The organism is Hymenobacter segetis (assembly GCF_054776495.1).
The window spans coordinates 1,646,707-1,664,169 of sequence record NZ_BAAHBV010000001.1 but is presented as its reverse complement, the minus strand read 5'-3'; the positions used below and the strand labels follow the sequence as shown (position 1 = coordinate 1,664,169).

The 17,463-nt window shown below is 63.5% G+C and carries 16 protein-coding genes; 7 read left to right on the top strand and 9 right to left on the bottom strand.

The window, feature by feature from the left end; genetic code table 11:
- The first annotated feature begins 127 nt into the window (after nucleotides 1-127).
- Nucleotides 128-451, top strand: a complete 324-nt coding sequence (locus ACYU70_RS06965) for a thioredoxin (RefSeq protein WP_342296658.1) — start codon at nucleotides 128-130, stop codon at nucleotides 449-451.
- A 147-nt stretch (nucleotides 452-598) separates the two neighbouring features.
- Complete coding sequence (locus ACYU70_RS06960) at nucleotides 599-2,704, top strand: TonB-dependent receptor family protein (RefSeq protein ID WP_342296656.1); 2,106 nt, start codon at nucleotides 599-601, stop codon at nucleotides 2,702-2,704.
- A 72-nt stretch (nucleotides 2,705-2,776) separates the two neighbouring features.
- Here ACYU70_RS06960 and ACYU70_RS06955 read toward each other — a convergent pair whose 3' ends face one another.
- The 3 genes from ACYU70_RS06955 to ACYU70_RS06945 form a co-directional block, all read right to left on the bottom strand.
- Nucleotides 2,777-3,439 (bottom strand): hypothetical protein, encoded by a 663-nt coding sequence (locus tag ACYU70_RS06955; protein ID WP_342296655.1) that lies wholly within the window; start codon nucleotides 3,437-3,439, stop codon nucleotides 2,777-2,779.
- A gap of 317 nt (nucleotides 3,440-3,756) precedes the next feature.
- Nucleotides 3,757-4,035: a hypothetical protein gene (locus tag ACYU70_RS06950; RefSeq protein WP_342296654.1), complete on the bottom strand. Its 279-nt coding sequence runs from the start codon at nucleotides 4,033-4,035 to the stop codon at nucleotides 3,757-3,759.
- A 48-nt stretch (nucleotides 4,036-4,083) separates the two neighbouring features.
- Nucleotides 4,084-4,530, bottom strand: coding sequence for a hypothetical protein (locus ACYU70_RS06945; protein ID WP_342296652.1), 447 nt, complete (start codon nucleotides 4,528-4,530; stop codon nucleotides 4,084-4,086).
- Between the two features lie 133 nt (nucleotides 4,531-4,663).
- Here ACYU70_RS06945 and ACYU70_RS06940 point away from each other — a divergent pair, with 133 nt between their 5' ends.
- A complete protein-coding gene (locus ACYU70_RS06940; protein WP_342296651.1) occupies nucleotides 4,664-4,939 on the top strand; it encodes a GNAT family N-acetyltransferase in 276 nt (91 codons plus the stop codon).
- Nucleotides 4,940-5,556: 617 nt separating this feature from the next.
- On the opposite strand, the gene ACYU70_RS06935 is transcribed toward ACYU70_RS06940, so the two are convergent.
- The gene (locus ACYU70_RS06935) at nucleotides 5,557-7,902 is read right to left on the bottom strand and encodes an endonuclease (protein ID WP_342296650.1); all 2,346 of its coding nucleotides are present in this window, start codon (nucleotides 7,900-7,902) and stop codon (nucleotides 5,557-5,559) included.
- 173 nt (nucleotides 7,903-8,075) lie between these two features.
- Here ACYU70_RS06935 and ACYU70_RS06930 point away from each other — a divergent pair, with 173 nt between their 5' ends.
- Entirely contained in the window at nucleotides 8,076-8,375 is a 300-nt protein-coding gene (locus tag ACYU70_RS06930; RefSeq protein ID WP_342296648.1) for a rhodanese-like domain-containing protein, read from the top strand.
- 91 nt (nucleotides 8,376-8,466) lie between these two features.
- Here the strand turns inward: ACYU70_RS06930 and ACYU70_RS06925 are convergent, their stop codons facing one another.
- Together ACYU70_RS06925 and ACYU70_RS06920 are read right to left on the bottom strand one after the other, a co-directional pair.
- The gene (locus tag ACYU70_RS06925; RefSeq protein ID WP_342296646.1) at nucleotides 8,467-9,360 is read right to left on the bottom strand and encodes an alpha/beta hydrolase; all 894 of its coding nucleotides are present in this window, start codon (nucleotides 9,358-9,360) and stop codon (nucleotides 8,467-8,469) included.
- Between the two features lie 104 nt (nucleotides 9,361-9,464).
- Nucleotides 9,465-11,402: a RecQ family ATP-dependent DNA helicase gene (locus ACYU70_RS06920; protein WP_342296644.1), complete on the bottom strand. Its 1,938-nt coding sequence runs from the start codon at nucleotides 11,400-11,402 to the stop codon at nucleotides 9,465-9,467.
- Between the two features lie 128 nt (nucleotides 11,403-11,530).
- Between ACYU70_RS06920 and ACYU70_RS06915 the strand changes: the two genes are divergently transcribed.
- Complete coding sequence (locus tag ACYU70_RS06915) at nucleotides 11,531-11,923, top strand: VOC family protein (RefSeq protein ID WP_342296642.1); 393 nt, start codon at nucleotides 11,531-11,533, stop codon at nucleotides 11,921-11,923.
- Between the two features lie 87 nt (nucleotides 11,924-12,010).
- Here the strand turns inward: ACYU70_RS06915 and ACYU70_RS06910 are convergent, their stop codons facing one another.
- Together ACYU70_RS06910 and ACYU70_RS06905 are read right to left on the bottom strand one after the other, a co-directional pair.
- Nucleotides 12,011-12,796: an MBL fold metallo-hydrolase gene (locus ACYU70_RS06910; RefSeq protein WP_342296641.1), complete on the bottom strand. Its 786-nt coding sequence runs from the start codon at nucleotides 12,794-12,796 to the stop codon at nucleotides 12,011-12,013.
- Between the two features lie 215 nt (nucleotides 12,797-13,011).
- A complete protein-coding gene (locus ACYU70_RS06905) occupies nucleotides 13,012-13,839 on the bottom strand; it encodes a hypothetical protein (RefSeq protein WP_342296640.1) in 828 nt (275 codons plus the stop codon).
- A 550-nt stretch (nucleotides 13,840-14,389) separates the two neighbouring features.
- Here ACYU70_RS06905 and ACYU70_RS06900 point away from each other — a divergent pair.
- Nucleotides 14,390-15,292 carry a COG4315 family predicted lipoprotein gene (locus ACYU70_RS06900; RefSeq protein ID WP_342296639.1) on the top strand — a complete coding sequence of 301 codons (903 nt, stop codon included), beginning with the start codon at nucleotides 14,390-14,392 and terminating at the stop codon, nucleotides 15,290-15,292.
- Nucleotides 15,293-15,411: 119 nt separating this feature from the next.
- Here ACYU70_RS06900 and ACYU70_RS06895 read toward each other — a convergent pair whose 3' ends face one another.
- On the bottom strand, nucleotides 15,412-16,071 hold the full coding sequence (locus ACYU70_RS06895; RefSeq protein WP_342296638.1) for an ABC transporter ATP-binding protein: 660 nt from the start codon (nucleotides 16,069-16,071) through the stop codon (nucleotides 15,412-15,414).
- A gap of 135 nt (nucleotides 16,072-16,206) precedes the next feature.
- Here ACYU70_RS06895 and ACYU70_RS06890 point away from each other — a divergent pair, with 135 nt between their 5' ends.
- Entirely contained in the window at nucleotides 16,207-17,379 is a 1,173-nt protein-coding gene (locus ACYU70_RS06890) for a glycoside hydrolase family 113 (RefSeq protein WP_342296637.1), read from the top strand.
- Nucleotides 17,380-17,463 lie beyond the last annotated feature (84 nt).

The following is a 17,463-nucleotide window of genomic DNA, read 5'->3' as shown; positions in this document are numbered from 1 at the left end:
CGGTAAAGTAACACCGGAATGGCGGCCTGCGAAGCGTCCTGACAGATATCAGGCGCGGACCTGACGGTTGTCAGGTCCGCGCCTGCAGAGGCGGGCTAGTTTTGCCGCACACTTTTTTATGTCTGCCATGTCTGGCTCCCAAGCCGTTGAATCTGAGTATCCGCCAACGGCTGTGCTGCTGGTTATGCTGCCGCCGCCGGCCCGGTACCCTCTGGCTCAGCCTCGGGGCGTTTCGGCGGTCGACCTGGCCACGCTGCAAAGCCGGCTGGGACCCGCCGTGCGGGTGCTGCAAATCGACGAAGCCAGCTACCCCGCTATCCTGCGCAGCTTTGCGCCGGCCCAGTTGCCCACCAGCGTGCTCATGCACCACGGCGCGGAGCTCTGGCGCTGCCCCGGCCTGCCCGACGCGGATGAAATCGACGCGCTGCTAGTGGGGAGGGGTGGGGAGTAACGCGAACTTTTAGGTCGCGTCCCCGGTGGAAACCTAAACGATGCGAACGGCGCGGGGACGCGAACTTTTAGTTCGCGCTACAGTTCGTCAGTCGGCAACAATTCGCGTACTCCGCTGGTCTGCGTCGTGCCGTTTGCCCTGCCCCTTATGCCTCTTCGTTACTTATTGATAGTGTTTCTGGGCCTGTTCCAGCTGCCCGCCCGCGCCCAAACCCGGCCCGATACCACCCGCGCCGTGGCCCTGCCCGAAGCCACCATCACCGGCTACGGCCAGCGCCTGCCGTTGCGCCGCACCGCCGCCGCCGTGGGCGTACTTGATGCCCGCGTGATTGAGCAGTTCAGTCCCACGGCGCTCACGCAGGCGGTGAATACGCTGCCTGGCGTGCGGCTGGAAGAGCGCGCCACGGCCAGCTACCGGCTCAGCATCCGGGGCAGCACCCTGCGCTCACCATTTGGGGTGCGCAATGTGAAGGTGTACTACAATGGCATCCCCTTCACCGAGGCCGACGGCAGCACGCCGCTCAATCTGCTCGACCCCGCCGTTATTGGGCGTTTGGAGGTGCTGAAGGGGCCGGCCGGCAGCGTGTACGGCGCGGGTACGGGCGGCGTGGCGCTATTCGGTACGCCGGCGGTGGCGGCGGGCGTTAGTAGGGTGGCGGCCGGGGCCACGGTGGGTAGCTACGGCTTGCGCCGCAGCACCATCACGGCCGAAACGGGCAGCGCCACCAGCCGCATCCGCGCCCAGTACGCCCACCAAAGCCTCGACGGCTACCGCCAGCAAAGCGCCTTGCAGCGCGACGTATTTGCCCTGGACACCCGCACCGTGGCTGGGCCCAAAACCACGCTGGCGGCCCACCTGCTCTACACCGACATCAGCTACCAGCTGCCCGGCGGCCTCACCCGCGCCCAGTTCGCGGCCGACCCCCGGCAGGCGCGGCCGGGTACGGCCGCCGCGCCCGGCACGGTGGCGCAGCAGGCGTTCTATGCCTCGCGCACGGGCCTGCTGGGCCTCACGCACGAGTACCGTTTTACTGATAAGCTGGAGCTGCAAACCACGCTGTACGGCAGCGGTACCGTGATTCGGACGCCGTATTTGGTCGACTACGAGCGGAATACCGGCGTGGGCGTGGGCGGGCGCACGGCCCTGAGCTACCGCGCCGCACTGGCCGGGCGGGTGCTGCGGCTACAGGGCGGCGGCGAGTTTCAAGCTGGTTTCACCGATGGGCGCAGCTATCAGAACAACGGCGGTACGCCCGGCGCGCTGCGCTACGACGACGAAATCACGACCACCACCGGCTTCGCCTTCGCCCAGGCCGATTATGAACTGCCGGCCAGTTTCCAGCTAACCGTGGCTGCCAGCTACAACCGCCTGCGCCACCGCATCGCGCGGGTGAGCAGCGCGGCCGCCAACCCCGCCGGCTACCAACTCAGCCGCGATTTCCGGCCCGTGGTGTCGCCCCGCGTGGCGCTGCTGCGCGAGTTCAGCCCCAATCTGTCGGTGTATGCCAGCGTGAGCACCGGCTTCTCGCCGCCCACGGTGGACGAAATCCGGCCCTCCGATGGTAGCCTGAATGGGGACTTGCAGGCCGAGCGCGGCACCAGCTACGAGGTGGGCGCGCGGGGCAATCTCTTCGGCAATGGCCTGACTTATGAGGTGACTGTTTTTGACTTGGAGCTGCGCCAAACCATCGTCAGCAGCACCGCCGACCAAGGCACGGTCATCTTCCGCAACACCGGCAGCACCCATCAGCGCGGCCTCGAAGCGGCCCTGAGCGGCTGGCTGTGGCGCGAAAACGCCCCAACGCCCGACGATGCGCAAACTACCAGCCGCGGCCTGCGCGCCTGGGCCAGCTACGCCTGCAACGACTTCCGCTTTGGCAGCTACGCCAGCGGCGGGGCTGACCTGAGCGGCAACCGCCTCACCGGCACCACGCCGCACACGCTGAGCGCGGGGCTGGATTTCAGCGAGCGCCGGGGCTTCTACCTCAACCCCAGCCTGAGCCACCAGGCCCGTATCGTGCTCAACGATGCCAATACTGAGGAGGCGGCGGGCTACTGGGTTTTCGGGGCGCGGGGCGGGTGGCGGCACCCGCTGGGCCGGCATCTGGAAACCAACGTTTACGCGGGCATTGATAATGCTACGGACCGCCGCTACAGCCTGGGCAATGATTTGAACGCCTTCGGGGGGCGGTATTTCCAGCCCGCGCCGGGGCGGGCGTGGTACGGCGGGGCGCAGGTGGGTTGGCGGTGGTAGAGACTGGTGAATAGGAGTAAAAAAGGCTTTCATCCTCCGATGAAAGCCTTTTTTACTCCTATGAGCAAGCGATTACTGGGGTGCTGACTCGGCGGGGGCAGCCTGGTCGCTTGGGGTATCGGGGGCCTCGTTGCGGGAGGCCGCGTACTGGAAGCCAATAACGTTCTTTTCGCTGGCCGGCGCGTTGGCGGCGGCAGTCGGGCTGGTGAGAGTCGGAGCGGTGTTGGCGGGCTGCTCCAGTGGGTTGGCCGGCTGTTGCAGCGGGGTGCTCACGGATATCTCAATCGGAATGGAGAACGTGAGCTTGGTGGCGGGCTCTGCCGGGGCACTTGCGTTTCCAACCTCCGCGTAGTTGGGGGCAGTGACCTCCGGGGTAAGCGCGGTAGGAGCCGTGGCTGCTGCTGGGGCCGCCGCAACGGCCGCCGCCGTCGGGGCAGGCGTGGCGATTGCGGCCGGGGCAGCTGTAGCAGTGATAACGACAGCAACTGGTGCCGGGGCGGCGGTGGCCGCCGCCGCCGGAGCCGCTGCCGCAGTTGGGGCCGCAGCGGGGTTGGCTTCTGCCATCGGGGTTGGGGCGGGGGCCGCTGCCGTCGGAGCCGCAGCGGGGTTGGCTTCCGCCGTCGGTGCGGGGGCGGCTTCCGCCGTTGGAGCAGCGGCTTGCGCGGCTGGTGCTTGGTTTTGGTCGGCTTGGTTGGTGGGCAGGGGGGCCGGGTTGGGGGCTTCTGGCGTATCCATTGGGAGGAGAGAAAAAGAGTGAAAAACGAACGAACAGTCTTGGGTTTGTGGTTGCGCACGCATTTTGCTCACCACCGTGGCTAAATTATTTCCTCCCAATCCGCTTCCAGGATGCGGGATTATTTCTGCCGAATTCCAAATATATAATAGTGGTTATATTCGAAACCGAACGGTACCAAGCAAAAGTTCACCGGGCTGGGCGCGGGTCTTAAAGTTGAGCTTGCAGGCCGCATGGAACAGCTGGCCAAGCCGCTGAGTGGGCATAAAAAAAGACTTTCATCAACCGATGAAAGCCTTTTTTTGGGAAGCGAAGCGGGTTACTTCTGCTCCTGCTCTTCGGGCAGGGTGAAGGCACGGTCGCTGGGGTCGGTGAGCTCCTTGGGGAGGTTATCGGACGAGGCGGGAGCGGGGCCGTTGGCAGCGCGCATCTCGGCGGTATCGGAGCGGAGGGAGTCGTCCATCTCGTCGGCTTTTTCCTGGCCCGAGGCGTTGTTGTCGTCGAGGACCTGGCCGTGGGTGGCCGCGTCGAGCATGGGGGTCGAAGCGCCGTCTTCCGAAGGCTCTTGGTCGAAGGTATCGTTGGGATTGGTGGGCATGGGGTCGGGGGATAAAAAACAGATGGGAGACGCGCGGCCGGGGCCGGCTTACTCGTCCTTGGTGGGGTAGTCGGCGTCGGCGGGCTCCTCGCGGGTGTTGTGGGTGCCGCCGCCGGCGTAGCGGGGGTCATCGGCGGCCCAGGCTTTGCGCAGCTCCTCGTTGTCGCCGCCTTCGGCCTGCACCTGGCGCACCAGCTCGGGGTTTTGGTTTTGGGTGATGTGACCGGGCTGGTCCTCGGGGGCGTCGGGGGCGTTTTGGGCTTCCTTTTCGCGGTCCGAGAATTCGCTGAACTCGTCGGGGTTGTCGTTGGCCCCGCTGCGGCCGGGGCCTTCGTTGGTGGGGGCGCTGGTGGCGTGGCCGAAGGTGCCGAAGGCGGGGCTACCAGCCGTCACGGCCGGGTCGTTGGCGTTGGGGCGGGCGGCGGCGGCGCGTTCCTGCTGGTCGAGGGGCCGGTGGTCGTTGTCGGGCGGGAGGGGGGAAGTGGGCGTATCCATGCAGAAGAAAATGAAGGGGGATAAAAAACCAAACGGGCCGGGCCCGCTTTGGTATCCCTGTACGCAATTCGGCGGCGGCCGTTGGCTTTTGCGTATAGGCCGCAACTTTTCGCCCTTCACCCCCCACAAACCGATGCCCATCAAGCACGACCCCAAAAACCAGGAATTCACCCTCAGCCAGGACGGCCACACCGGCGAGCTGGCCTACGCCCGCCCCGCCGAGGGCATCATCGACTTCACCCACACCTTCGTAGACGAGGACCTGCGCGGCCAAGGCTTGGCCGACGAGCTGGCCCGCGCCGCCCTGGCCTTCGCCCGCGAGCACCAGCTCAAGGTGAAAACCAGCTGCACCTTTATGAATGGTTTCGTGAAAAAGCACCACGCCGAGTACGCCGACCTGCTGGCGTGAGGTAGGTCGCCGGGCGGCCGGGCCGTCGGGTACCTTATGAAGCGTAGGGTGGCTGTCGTCACTTCTGTAAGGCACCCTACAGCTTGTAGGGTGCCTTTCGTCTGAGCGGTATCGTACCCTACAAGCTGTAGGGTGCCTTTCATCTGAGCAGTACCGTACCCTACAGCTTGTAGAGGGCCTTTCGCCTGAGCGGTATTGTACCCTACAGCTTGTAGGGTGCCTTTCGCCTGAGCAGTATCGTACCCTACAACGTGTAGGGAGCTTGTCGGCTGAGCTGCATGGTATCCTATCATTTGCAACTCCATTTGCGGAGTAGCGGGTTAAGCCCCGGAGGGGTCGTACCCGGAGGGCGACATATCGGTAGTAACCCCCGCTGCTGAAGAATTAAAGCCCCGGAGGGGCGACACTCGTTCAACGAATGTCGCCCCTCCGGGGCTTTGCCGTTCTTTTTGCACTACTCACTACCGATATGTCGCCCTCCGGGTACGACCCCTCCGGGGCTTAGTCCATTGACTTTGCAACCTGGGGCTATCCATGGGCGACGCCCCCACCGGACCAAACGCAAAAGCGCCCCCGGCCAGCAGGCCGGGGGCGCTTTTGTCATCAAACTATAGCGGCTAGCGCACCACTACGCGGCCGGTGTAGTCGGCTTCGGGGGTTTGCACGCGCACGGCGTAGATGCCGGCGGGCAGGCCGCGCAGGTCCACGGCCACGGTTTCGGCGCCGCCGAGCTGGGCGGTGCGCTGGCGCACGGGGCGGCCCAGCATATCCAGCACCTGCACGGTGGTGGATATGCTGGGCGTGGCCAGGCCGGTCAGGCGCACCTGCACGGTTTCAGAAGCCGGGTTGGGGAATATTTCGAGGGCGTTGCGCACCGCCGCGCCGGAGCGGGTGGCGGTGGCGGTGCCGCAGGCGGTGCTGGTGTAGCTGCCCACGCCGGCGTAGTTGTCCACGCCGTTGCCGGTCCAGGTGGCGGCGCCGTAGGGGCCGTTCCAGCGGCCGCCCTGGTTGGTGTTGGGCAGGCGCACCATGGTGTTGTTTAGGGTCGAGCCGCCGCCGGCCACCGTCCATTCGGTGGGGCGCTGGCCAATCACGCCAATCACGTCGAGGGTATCGGTGCCATTGAACAGGGCAATGGCATCGTCGCCGTTGAAGAATGCCACGCCGCTTTGCAGGTCGGTCTGGGCGGCCACGCCGGTGTCAGTCACGCCGGTGTTGGCAATCACGAACACGTCGTAGGGGGCCACGGTGCCCGTCAGGGCCTGGGTGGTGGTGGCGGTAGTAGCGCCGTTGGCATACAGCACCACGCTCATGCCGGCCAGCGACAAGGGCGCGTTGGTGGGGTTGTAAATCTCCAGGACTTTGGTGTTGCCGGTGCTCGACTCAGTGTACTGCGTGAAGTAGGGCTTGGTGCAGGGCGCGCCCACCGGGGCCGCATCGTCGTTGGTGATGGTGAGGATGTGGGCATTGGGCTGGCCCACCAGCACGGTGGCCGTGGAGGGCGTGCCGAGGCGCAGGCGCACGGTTTCGTTGGGCTCGAAGGTCACGTCGCCGTTCACGGTCACGGTCACGGCCTGGGTAGTGGCCCCGCCCACGGCGAAGGTCACGCTGGCGGTGTTCAGGGTGTAGTCGGAGGGCGAGGTGGCGGTGCTGCTGGCCACGTCCACGCTCACCGGCACCGTGAGGGCGCTGGTGATGGCCGCGCCGGTCAGGGCCACGTTCACGGTGTAGGTGCTGGTGCCGGTATTGCCTTCGATGATGGAGCCGGCGGCCGAGGCAAAGCTCACCGTGGATGGCGTGCCGTCGTCATTGGTGATGGTGAGGGTGTGCACGTTGGGGCCGCCCAGGCTGGTGCCGGTGGCGGGGTTGGTCAGGTTGAGCACGACGGTTTCATCGGCTTCGGGCTGGGTGTCGCCGGTCACGGTCAGGGTCACGGTCTGGCTGGTGCTGCCGGCCGGGAAGGTCACGGTAGCGGGCGAGGCGAAGGTGAAATCGGTGCCACTGGTGGCGGTCGAGTTCATGGCATCAAAGTTCACCTGCACCGTCGTAGCCGTGGTGGCGGCGGGGGCCAGGTTCACCGTGAAGGTGTAGGTGCTGGTGCCGGTGTTGCCTTCGGTGATGGCACCGGTAGCGCTGGCAAACGTGAACACCGGGCCGGGAGGCGCCAGGCCGTAGGCCAGTGCCACCAGCTCGGGGTGCTCGATGTAGGGGTTGTAGTTGCCCTGGCTGGCGGCCACGCGGCGGTTGCGCTCAATCTCGTGGGCGTCCACCGGGTCGGCTAGGTGCCAGGCGTAGAGGGTGGCCAGCGGGGCCAGCGCCGTGATGCTCTGGTGGCCGGTGGCGATAAGCTCCGGCTGGGTGTCGTGCATCGTGTAGAAGTAGAAGGCCGTGCGGGCCACGTTGCCCTTGTGGTCTTCGCGGGGCTCAAACTGGGAGTTGGTGTCCTCGCTGTACTCGTCGATGTTGGTGGTGGGGATGGTGCTCTGGCTGGTGGTGTTGCGCATCCAGAGGGTGGTGGTGGCGTCCGGGATGTCGGCGTAGGGGTTGTTGCCCCGGTTCGAGTTCCACTGGATGTAGGTGGGGTAGAGGTGGTGCATATCCGACACCATGCGGTTCGCCGAGCTGAACCACGACTGCGGAATGCTGTGCTCGCAGTTGATGTTGGCCGCCGGCGAAGAGTTCGAGCTGCTGAAGTTGAGCGGCACCGGGGTGTTGTAGCCGGAGTACACGCAGGTCACCGAGTTGTTGTAGTTGTCGGCGTAGTTATACATTTTGGCCCGGGCCCCGGCGTAGGAAAGCACCGTACGCTTGCCGTCGTACCAGTTGGTGCGGAGCCAGTCGCGCAGGGCCTGGCCCTGAAGATTGGTGGGCGGAGCCGCCGGCATGGCCGGGAAAGTTTGGGCCTGCAGCGCGGCGGGCACCAGGGCCAGCGCCACCAGCAGCGAAGCGAAAAGTTGTTTCATACGAAACCGAAGAAGGGGATAATGGGATGAGGGATAAGCGCGGGGGCAGAGGGAAGCAGTAAAGATAATGGATTCAAACCGGGTGGCTGAAGCCCCGCCCATTACGAAACCAAGAAGACTTCGGCCGTACTTTTGCCCCCGCAATTCCCTCCAACTCACCCCGCCCTATTCTCATGGCCGACATCACCACCACCGAACTCCGCCAGCGCCTGCAAGCCGGCGAAACCCCGAACCTCATCGACGTGCGCGAGCCCTGGGAGTACGAAGAAGGCCGCATCGACACCGCCCAGAACATCCCCCTCAGCTCCCTGCCCGACAAGCTCGACGACCTCGACGCGTGGAAGGACCAGGAAGTCATCGTGCACTGCAAAAGCGGCGCCCGCTCCTCGCAAGCCAAAGCCTACCTCACCCAGCAGGGCTTCACCAACGTGCGGAATCTGCTGGGCGGGTTCACCGAGTATTCGGCCGGTTAATTAAGTAGGGTGCGGGGCTTGCCCCCGCCCGTCGTTGAACAGAATCATCGTTCAACGACGGGCGGGGGCAAGCCCCGCACCCTACTCGTTTCTACCGCCTCAGCAGAAACTGCAGCGCCGGCCCCACCCGCTTTTTCCACGCGGCCTCGTTGTGGGCCGCGCCGGGAAAGCTCCGGCTTAGCCAGTTGCCGGGGCCGTAGCCGTGAGCCCGTATGACGCTGTCGATGCGCAACTGGTGCGGCTCATACCACGCATCCAGCGTGGCCGAGCCGTGGTCGAAATACAGTTTGGGCTGGCCACTGCGGGGCAGCTGCTTATTCAGATACTGCACCATCGCCGTGGTGAAGTCCGACGTATTCTCCTTTAAACTCAGCGGCCAGTGCGTGGAGAAACACGCTGCCCCGCCAAACACTTTGGGGTATTCCAGCGCCGCGTACAGCGAAATCAGGCCGCCCATGCTAGAGCCGGCCACGAACGTATCGGCCCGCCGGGGCGAGGTCTGGAAGTGCTTATCCACGTAGGGCTTCAGTTCCTGTACCACAAATTTCAGGTACGCATCGGAGAGCGGTGCGCCCGGCCGCTCCTGCTCAATCTGGGCGCGGTGGGCGGCGCTCATGGCCGCGTAGGGCTTGGCCGGCGTGTATTCGGGAAAGCGCCGGTCGGTATTCCAGATGCCCACCACGATGCACGGGCGCACGGCTGGCCCCAGGGCGGCCAGCGTGCTATCCACTTCCCAGGCCACGCCGCCGTAGGCGTTTTTGGGGTCGAAGAGGTTCTGGCCGTCCTGCATGTACACCACGGCGTAGCGGGTGCCAGGCTGCGGGTAGCCCTCGGGCAGCCACACATCCACATTGCGGGCCTTCACAAATTTGGAGGGGAAATCGGCCAGATGCTCCAGCCGGCCGGGGTTGGCCGGGGTGGGCGCATCATCACTAACGAGGGCCGCGAAAAGAGGCAACACGGCCAGCCAATGGAGAAAAGTCATGGGGATAGAACGATGTAGAGACGCATATTTGCGTCTCGTCGTTGAACGGTGTTGATGAACGACTGGGCCACGCGGCCCGGAAGACGAGACGCAAATATGCGTCTCTACGGCACCACCAGCCGCCCATCGGCCGCATACGCCAGCTCGCCCCGGTCCACCATCTCACGCACGGCCGCCGTGATGGCCGCCGCCTGCGCGGGCGGAAACGCGGCCAGCAACTCGCGCGGCGATACGGCCGCCTGCCGAATGTGCGCCAGCAGCGGCTCGCGCAGCGACGGGGCCTGGGCGGCGGCCTGCGCGGCTTTTTTCTCGGCCAAACAAATGTCGCACACGCCGCAGCGGGCCGGGTCAGCCTCATCAAAATATGTGAGCAGCAGAATCTGGCGGCAGCGGGTGCCACTCAGGTACTGGCCCACGGCGTGGGTTTTGGCGCGGGCCAGGTCGCGGGCGGCGGTCATGCGCACTTGGTCGATGGGCAGCTTGGGCGCATCGAAGCGCGGCGTGGTGAACATGGCCTGCGGCGATTCCTGCTTGGGCTGGTAGTGCAATATGCCGGCCGTGTGCAGGTAGCGCAACTGCTGGCGCACTTCCACCACGCTGCGGCGCAGGTGCGTGGCCAGCGAATTCTCCGAGATGGTCTGAAAGTCAGAAAATAGCTCGCCACCGTGTAGCCGCAGCAGCGCCTTTATCAGCAAATCGTGCTGCGCATTGGCCACCTGGAAGGCGTACAAATCCTGGTGGCTCATAATCAGGTGCACCCGCGCCGGCTGGTTCACGGCCTCATTCAGCTGTACAAAGCCTTCGCGCTGCAAAATCTTGAGCGAATTGTGCGCGTCCACCGCCTTGATGCGGTAGGTTTCGGCAAACTGCTGAATGTCGAACTCAAACGCCGCCAGCTCGCCGCCGCCCACCGCCGTGCTGGAGTAGTTGGCCAGTGCCTGGTACACGCGCCGCACCGTATCCAGCGGCGGAAACGACTGGCTGGTGCGGCGGCGCAACTCGTCGGCATCGTTGGGGCCGGCCAGCAGCACGGCGAAGGCGTACTGGCCATCGCGCCCGGCGCGGCCGGCTTCCTGGTAGTAGGCCTCCAGCGTATCGGGCGCATCGAGGTGGGCCACGAGGCGCACATCGGGCTTATCGATGCCCATGCCGAAGGCGTTGGTGGCCACAATCAGGCGGACTTTGTCGGCAATCCAGTCCTGCTGCACTTGGGTGCGCTTCTCCGAGGGCAGGCCCGCGTGGTAGGCCGCCGCCGCAAACCGGTGCTGCTGCAAAAATGCCGCCGTGTCCTCCGTCTGCCGCCGCGTGCGGGCGTACACAATGGCGGTTTTGTTCGGCCCCACGCCGCGCACCACTTCCAGCAGCCGGCGCAGCTTGTCCTCGGTGTGCAGCACCGAGTACGAGAGCTTGGGCCGCGCAAAGCTCTGCCGAAATACCCCCGAACCTGGCCCGAACTCCAGTTTCTCCACGATATCGGCCTGCACCTGGGCCGTGGCCGTGGCCGTGAGGGCGATGACGGGCGTGCCCGGCGGCAGCTTCTCGCGTAGCTCGGCAATGCGCAGGTAGGGCGGCCGGAAATCGTAGCCCCACTGCGAAAGGCAGTGCGCTTCATCCACGGCCAGCAGGCCCACGTTCATCTTCGCCACCCGCACCTGGAACAGCTCCGTGAGCAGCCGCTCGGGGCTCACGTATAGGAATTTCACGCTGCGGCCGTACACGCAGTTGTCCAGCGCATGGTCGATTTCCTGGTGGCTCATGCCCGCGTAAATGGCTTCGGCTTTCAGCCCGCGCTTGCGCAGGTTGTCCACCTGGTCCTTCATCAGCGCAATCAGCGGCGACACCACAATGCAGATGCCCGGTCGCGCCAGCGCCGGCACTTGGAAGCAGATGCTCTTGCCGCCGCCCGTGGGCAGCAGCGCCAGCGTATCGTGTCCTTTCAGTACGGAATCAATGATTTCTTCCTGTCCCGGCCGGAACGCCGTGTGCCCCCAATGCTCCCTCAAAAGGGCCAGGGGCGAGGTTTCGGTAGGGGTGGAGGACATGGTGCGAAGTTACGGCTGACCGATGCTACCCGACACCCGCTAATAGTGGGCAGTTTGTTCGGTGGGCTGGTCAGCCACTATCTCCGCTTTACCGTTCAACAGAGCCAACGCTTACTCTCTTCTTGTTCATGGCCATTCAACCAAAAACCAAAGGCTTGGCGCACGTTGCCCTGCGCACCACCGATTTTGCCCGCGCTAAGGCCTTTTACCACGACTTGCTGGGCTTGCCCATCGCGCTCGATACACCCGAAATCCTGGGCTTTCTGGTCGGAAGCACGTTTATCGGCTTCAAGCAGGCGCAGCCCACCCATCCCGGGGGCGGCACTTTCACGCCCTTCAACGTGGGCCTCGACCACATCGCCATTGCCTGCGAAGACGAGGCCGAGCTGCACCGGGTCGCCGATGCCTTACAGGCCGCCGGGGTGGAGAACACCGGCGTCAAAATGGACACCGTGGCTCCGATGAAGTACGTGGCATTTAAAGACCCCGACCGCATCTCCTGGGAGTTTTACATGGTTTAACCGACTGCGTGTTGTGCATCAAAACGCAAAAACGTCCGGTTAAGCCACTGGCTTGACCGGACGTTTTTTTTGCGAAGTTACGCGCACTTACTTGGCCGCCGGGTACCAGTTGCGCAGCCGCACATCAATCTTTTTGTTGCCTGCATTTACCTGCTTTTTGAAGCTTTCCACGTCACTCAGGCCGTTCTGGCCCCGGTAGTGGTACGGGTACACAATGCCCGGCTTGAAGGCCAGCACGCCCTGCGCGGCCTGGTTCACATCCATGGTGTAGGGCAGGTTCATGCACACAAACGCCACGTCGATGCCTTTGAGGGCGCGCATTTCGGGGATATCTTCAGTGTCGCCGGACAGGTACACATTCTTGCCTCCCAGGTTCAGCACATAGCCATTGCCCCGGCCTTTGGTATGCGGCGCATCGGTCGCTTCGGGCAGGTTGTACATCGGGATGGCCGAAACCGTCAGGCCCAGCGTGTCGAGCCGCTGGCCGTTGCTCATGATACGGACCTGCGACTTGTACTCCGCCGGCAGCTTCTCGGCCACGGCTTTCGGCACCACCATTAGGGCCTTGCCCACGGAGAGGCCCGCCAGCGTTTGCGGGTCCAAGTGGTCGCCGTGAATGTCGGTGATGAGGATAACATCGGGCGCGGCCAACCCGGCATAGGCCGCAGCCCCGCCGTAGGGGTCCACGTAAATGGTTTTGCCATTCCACGTAAACACGATGCTGCCGTGCGTTATCGGCTGCACCGTAAGCGGACCTTTTTTGGTTGCAATCTGGTCAGCCGCCGTACGTGTAGTGGCCGCAGTAGTCGTTTGGGCTTGCGCCCGAACCGCGAAAACGGCCAGCGCGGCCGTAAATAGGAGGGTAGATTTCATCTGTCTTTCTGCCTGTTGATTAAACGTTATAACCGGATTGTTGCAGCAGCAAGGCCCTATGGCAACTGCTACCACCGAAAATCGTGACCATAACCCAGTCGCCCCGCACAAGTTCAGGCCGGCTGGCGGTTCACCCAGTTCAAAGAAGCAAGCAGCCACAAAAAAGCCCGGCACCTCACGGCACCGGGCTGGTAGAAGAAAGAAAGAACAATTAATTAGGCAGCTGCTTTCTCGCCGTTCTCACGGTCGTCAATGGCTTTGCGCAGCTTGGCAATGGCCTGCACCGCACGCTCCTCATCGAGGCGGTTGATGTTGAGAAGCATCTTGGTCTTCTCGGGACGAGTGATGACCGGATGATTCAGCAGACGGATGATTTCCTCCTTCTGCGAGGCCGTGGCGTACTGCACGGGCGCAGCAGCAGGAGCTTCAGCCGTTGCGGCCGGCGCTTCGGCGGGCAACACCTGCATGGTAGGCACGGCTTGGCCTACTGCAGCAGCAACCGGAGCCGGCGCGGCGGCCACCGCGTGGGTATTGGTGTTGTAGTCCATTTCCTCAGCGGGCGTGGGCTCGTAGCCAGCGGCGCGGATAATCCAAGCCAGGCAGTTGCGGTAGGCTTTGCCGATGGCGCGGGTCTGGGCCATGCTCATGATGGCAAATTCCTGGTAGAATTTCTTGCCGCTCTCCTTGTTCGAGCACACCGCGAATCCTGCTCCCACCGTGGTGCCGTGGCGCAGGTCAAACAGCGTCACTTTGGCCTGATACTTCATTTCCTCGGGGCTGCTCACGTTGATGACGTGCTCCACGATGGGCACGATGCCCAGGCGCGAACCGGCGTACTGCCAGCCCTCCACGTTCACAAACTCCTTGCCTTGTACGTTGGTCGTGAGCTTGTTATCCTTAATGAACTTAGCGAGGTCCTTCGCCAAATCCAGCGTTTCATCGGAGCGGGCAATGTCGTAGCTCTCGACTTTAACTTTTTTGGTAATGTCCTTGGTGGTTTTGGGGGCCTCGTTCATGGCTTTGTTCTTTAGTAATGTGTCCAACTGATGTTCGGGTTTATAACCCAAAGCTAGAAAGAAACGTGCCACAATTGCCAAAAATATTGGTAAATTTTATTGTTGTATATCAGGTGTTTGACTACATTAGCAAAATAATTTAAAACTAATATACTTGGGATAAGCCGCGTGCCGATAAAAAATGGCTTCAGGCCGACAGTCCAGCCGCCGGCCCGTCGGCCTGAAGCGGGGAGGCGGTGGGAGGGCTCGCTGATTTTATAACCCCTCAAACAACCTTTTGCCGGCCCGCTCCGAGTAGGTAGTTGTACCCCCGACGCCCGCAGGCCATCCCAAAGCCCGCGTGGAGACGCGCTCAGCAAAGCCGACCAAACCGCGCCCGGCCTGGGAACCCGGCGCTGCGTTTCCGGCTGCTCCTGGCGCTGCCTGCTGCATTTCCCCGATTTTTTTCTGCCTCCGGCGCTGCCGTGACTGCTCCCCGGCTTTGCCGGCCGGGGGAGTGTGGGTTTTTCTGTGCCTGTTTCTCCTTGAAATTCTTGCTGCAAACCATTTTACACCAACTTCTTACACCTTACAAGTCATGCAAAAATCAATAAATTCTCCATCGTTGCGCCTGTGGTCGCTTAGCCTGGGGCTGGCCCTGCTGTGCCTGCTGAGCCTGGTGGTTGTCAGCTGCAAAAAGGACTCCACCAACACGCCCGACGACCCCGATGCCGTGGCCAACGTGAAAGTGGCTACCTCGGCCACGCTTGGCAATTACCTCACCGATGCCAACGGCAACACGCTCTACTTCTTCGCCCGCGACATCGACGGCACCAACACCTGCACCAGCGCCACCTGCAACCCTCAGTGGCCAGTGTACTACGAAGCCAGCGTGAAAGTGCCCAAAGCCCTGAAAGCGGCCGATTTCGCCACCAAGAACACCACCGACGGCCGCCCGCAAACCACCTACAAAGGCTGGCCGCTCTACTACTACGCCCCGGCTACCAGCGGCGCAAACACCCGTGAAGCCCCCGGCCTCACCGGCGGCAATGCCATCGGCGGCATCTGGCACGTGGTGAACCCGGCCTACAACGTCATGCTGGCCAGCAAAAACGTGGAGGATAAAACCACGCACGTCGTGGCCAGTAAAACCTTCCTCGTGGACGGTCAGGGCCGCACCCTGTACTACTTCGCCAAGGATAACAGCAGCCCCACCACCCAGCCCACCAACTGCATGGGGGGCTGCGCCGCCATCTGGCCCGCCTTCTACCTGAGCGCACCGGTTGCGCCTTCAACCCTGAAAACGACTGATTTTGCCACCATCACCCGCGACCCCAGCACTACCGCCGGGCCTTATGGCAACACCACCAGCACCCGCGAGCAGCTCACCTACAAAGGCCACCCGCTCTACTACTATGCCGGCGACAACGCCACCCGCGGCCACGCCGAAGGCCACGATTTCGACGATTCCGGCGATAAGTGGTACGTAGCCGCGCCCTAAGGGCCGCCCCAAATAAAACCAGAACGTCAGGCTAAACCTACCGGCCGCCCTATTGCAGGAGGGCGACGGCGGGCACAGCCTGACGTTCTTTTGTTTAGTTCTCGACTGAAAAACGGCCCTTAGCCGCCTTCCAGAATGTGGCCGTCGCGCATCACAATCTTGCGGTCGGCCATTTCGGCCAGCTGGTCGTTGTGCGTCACGATGACGAAGGTCTGGCCCAGCTCCTTGCGCAGCAGGAAGAAAATCTGGTGCAGCTCCTGGGCGTTTTTGGTGTCGAGGTTGCCGCTGGGCTCGTCGGCGAAAATGATTTCGGGCGAATTAATCAGGGCGCGGGCCACGGACACGCGCTGTTGCTCGCCGCCGCTCATTTCGCTGGGCTTGTGGTCGGCGCGGAATTCCATGTTCAGCATCCCGAGCAGCTCGCGGGCCCGCACGCGCACTTCTTTTTCGGAGCGGCCGGCCAGGTAGGCAGGCAGGCACACGTTTTCGAGGGCCGTGAACTCGGGCAGCAGGTTGTGAAACTGGAAAATGAAGCCGATGTGCCGGTTGCGAAACCGGGCCAAATCGTTGCGTCCCAGCGAGCTCACCGACTCGCCATCGAACAGGATATCGCCCGAATCCGGCGAATCCAGCGTGCCCAGAATGTGCAGCAGCGTGCTCTTGCCGGCCCCCGAGGAACCGACAATGCTCACGATTTCCGACTTTTCAATCGTCAAATCGATGCCCTTGAGTACGTTCAGGGAATTGTAGCTCTTGTGAATGTTGATAGCTTGCAGCAACGGCGGGCAGCGATAGACGTGAGTGATGCGGTAGTGGCAAAGCTACGCACAATCCGGGCGGTGCCATGCCGCGTCTTATACGTAGCCAGCCAATTAAGCGCAAACCGATTCCCCGCCTTGACGCATTTTCCTTCCATGCCGCTTCCTATTTCTTCGGTGCGCCGCTGGTGGCCGCTGGTTTTACTGGCCCTGCTGCCGTTGCTGGGCCTGTTGCACTGGCCGCGCCGCGCCCCCAGCCCTGCCGAAACCGCCCGCCAAGCCCAGGATTTGGCCACGATGCCGTCGGCCTTTGGGGCGGCATTTGCGCCGCGTGGTCAGGGTGCGGTGGCGTCAGACAGTCTGCGGCTGCGCGGCGTGAGCTGGGTGGGCGGCGATTCTGTGACCGAGGCCGACCTAGCCCCGCTGCTGCGCGACCACGTCGGCTGGATTGCCCAGATGCCTTTCGGCTGGCAGGCAGGTGCCGCCGAGCCGGCCGTGCAAATGCACACTGCCCGGCCCGGTGGCCGCTTCGGCCTGTGGGGCGAAAGCGACGCCGGCATTGCCTCCACCGCCCGGTTGGCCCGGTCGCACGGCATCCGCACGCTGCTCAAGCCGCACCTGTGGGTGCGGGGCCGCAGCACCTGGCCCGGCGATATTAATATGACTAGCCCGGCCGCCTGGGATGCGTGGTTTGCCAGTTACGCCACCTTTATGCTGCACTACGCCGCGCTGGCCGAGGCCGCGCACCTGGACGGGTTGTGCATCGGCACTGAGTTGCAGCACGCCACCGAGCCCGCCCACGAAAAGGCCTGGCGCAGCCTCATTCGCCAGATTCGGCGGGTGTATCACGGCCCGCTCACCTACGCCGCCAACTGGAGCGGCGAGTACGAGCAAATCCGGTTCTGGGACGCGTTGGACTACGTGGGCATTCAGGCCTATTTCCCGCTGAGCGTGGCTGCTAGTCCGTCGCTTGATACATTACTAATAGGCTGGCAACCGCACCTGCAAAAGCTGGCCCGATGGCAGAAAAAAATCAAAAAGCCGGTAGTCTTCACCGAAGTGGGCTATAAAACCACCCCCGATGCCGCCGCCCGGCCTTGGGAATGGCCCGAGCGCACGGCCATGCTGCAAACGCCCGACGAGGCCACCCAGGCCCGCTGCTACGAGGCATTGTTCCGGGCCTGCTGGGGGCTACCGTGGCTCAAAGGCATGTTTATCTGGAAGTGGTACCCGGGCTTGCAAGCCGATGGCCCGGCCCGCCGCCACGCCGACTTTACGCCCCAGCACAAGCCCGCCGAGGCCGTTTTGGCCCGCTGGTACGGGCAGTAAATTCGCGCCACGCGCATTCGTTTGCTACAATCAGGGCCGGCCGCCGTACTTTCGTGCCACCAACCGCAAGGTCGCGTAGCTCAA

Coding starts and splice junctions, on each gene's coding strand:
- ACYU70_RS06965 (WP_342296658.1), top strand. CDS start 128: ATGTCTGGCTCCCAAGCCGTTGAATCTGAGTATCCGCCAACGGCTGTG.
- ACYU70_RS06960 (WP_342296656.1), top strand. CDS start 599: ATGCCTCTTCGTTACTTATTGATAGTGTTTCTGGGCCTGTTCCAGCTG.
- ACYU70_RS06955 (WP_342296655.1), bottom strand. CDS start 3,439: ATGGATACGCCAGAAGCCCCCAACCCGGCCCCCCTGCCCACCAACCAA.
- ACYU70_RS06950 (WP_342296654.1), bottom strand. CDS start 4,035: ATGCCCACCAATCCCAACGATACCTTCGACCAAGAGCCTTCGGAAGAC.
- ACYU70_RS06945 (WP_342296652.1), bottom strand. CDS start 4,530: ATGGATACGCCCACTTCCCCCCTCCCGCCCGACAACGACCACCGGCCC.
- ACYU70_RS06940 (WP_342296651.1), top strand. CDS start 4,664: ATGCCCATCAAGCACGACCCCAAAAACCAGGAATTCACCCTCAGCCAG.
- ACYU70_RS06935 (WP_342296650.1), bottom strand. CDS start 7,902: ATGAAACAACTTTTCGCTTCGCTGCTGGTGGCGCTGGCCCTGGTGCCC.
- ACYU70_RS06930 (WP_342296648.1), top strand. CDS start 8,076: ATGGCCGACATCACCACCACCGAACTCCGCCAGCGCCTGCAAGCCGGC.
- ACYU70_RS06925 (WP_342296646.1), bottom strand. CDS start 9,360: ATGACTTTTCTCCATTGGCTGGCCGTGTTGCCTCTTTTCGCGGCCCTC.
- ACYU70_RS06920 (WP_342296644.1), bottom strand. CDS start 11,402: ATGTCCTCCACCCCTACCGAAACCTCGCCCCTGGCCCTTTTGAGGGAG.
- ACYU70_RS06915 (WP_342296642.1), top strand. CDS start 11,531: ATGGCCATTCAACCAAAAACCAAAGGCTTGGCGCACGTTGCCCTGCGC.
- ACYU70_RS06910 (WP_342296641.1), bottom strand. CDS start 12,796: ATGAAATCTACCCTCCTATTTACGGCCGCGCTGGCCGTTTTCGCGGTT.
- ACYU70_RS06900 (WP_342296639.1), top strand. CDS start 14,390: ATGCAAAAATCAATAAATTCTCCATCGTTGCGCCTGTGGTCGCTTAGC.
- ACYU70_RS06890 (WP_342296637.1), top strand. CDS start 16,207: ATGCCGCTTCCTATTTCTTCGGTGCGCCGCTGGTGGCCGCTGGTTTTA.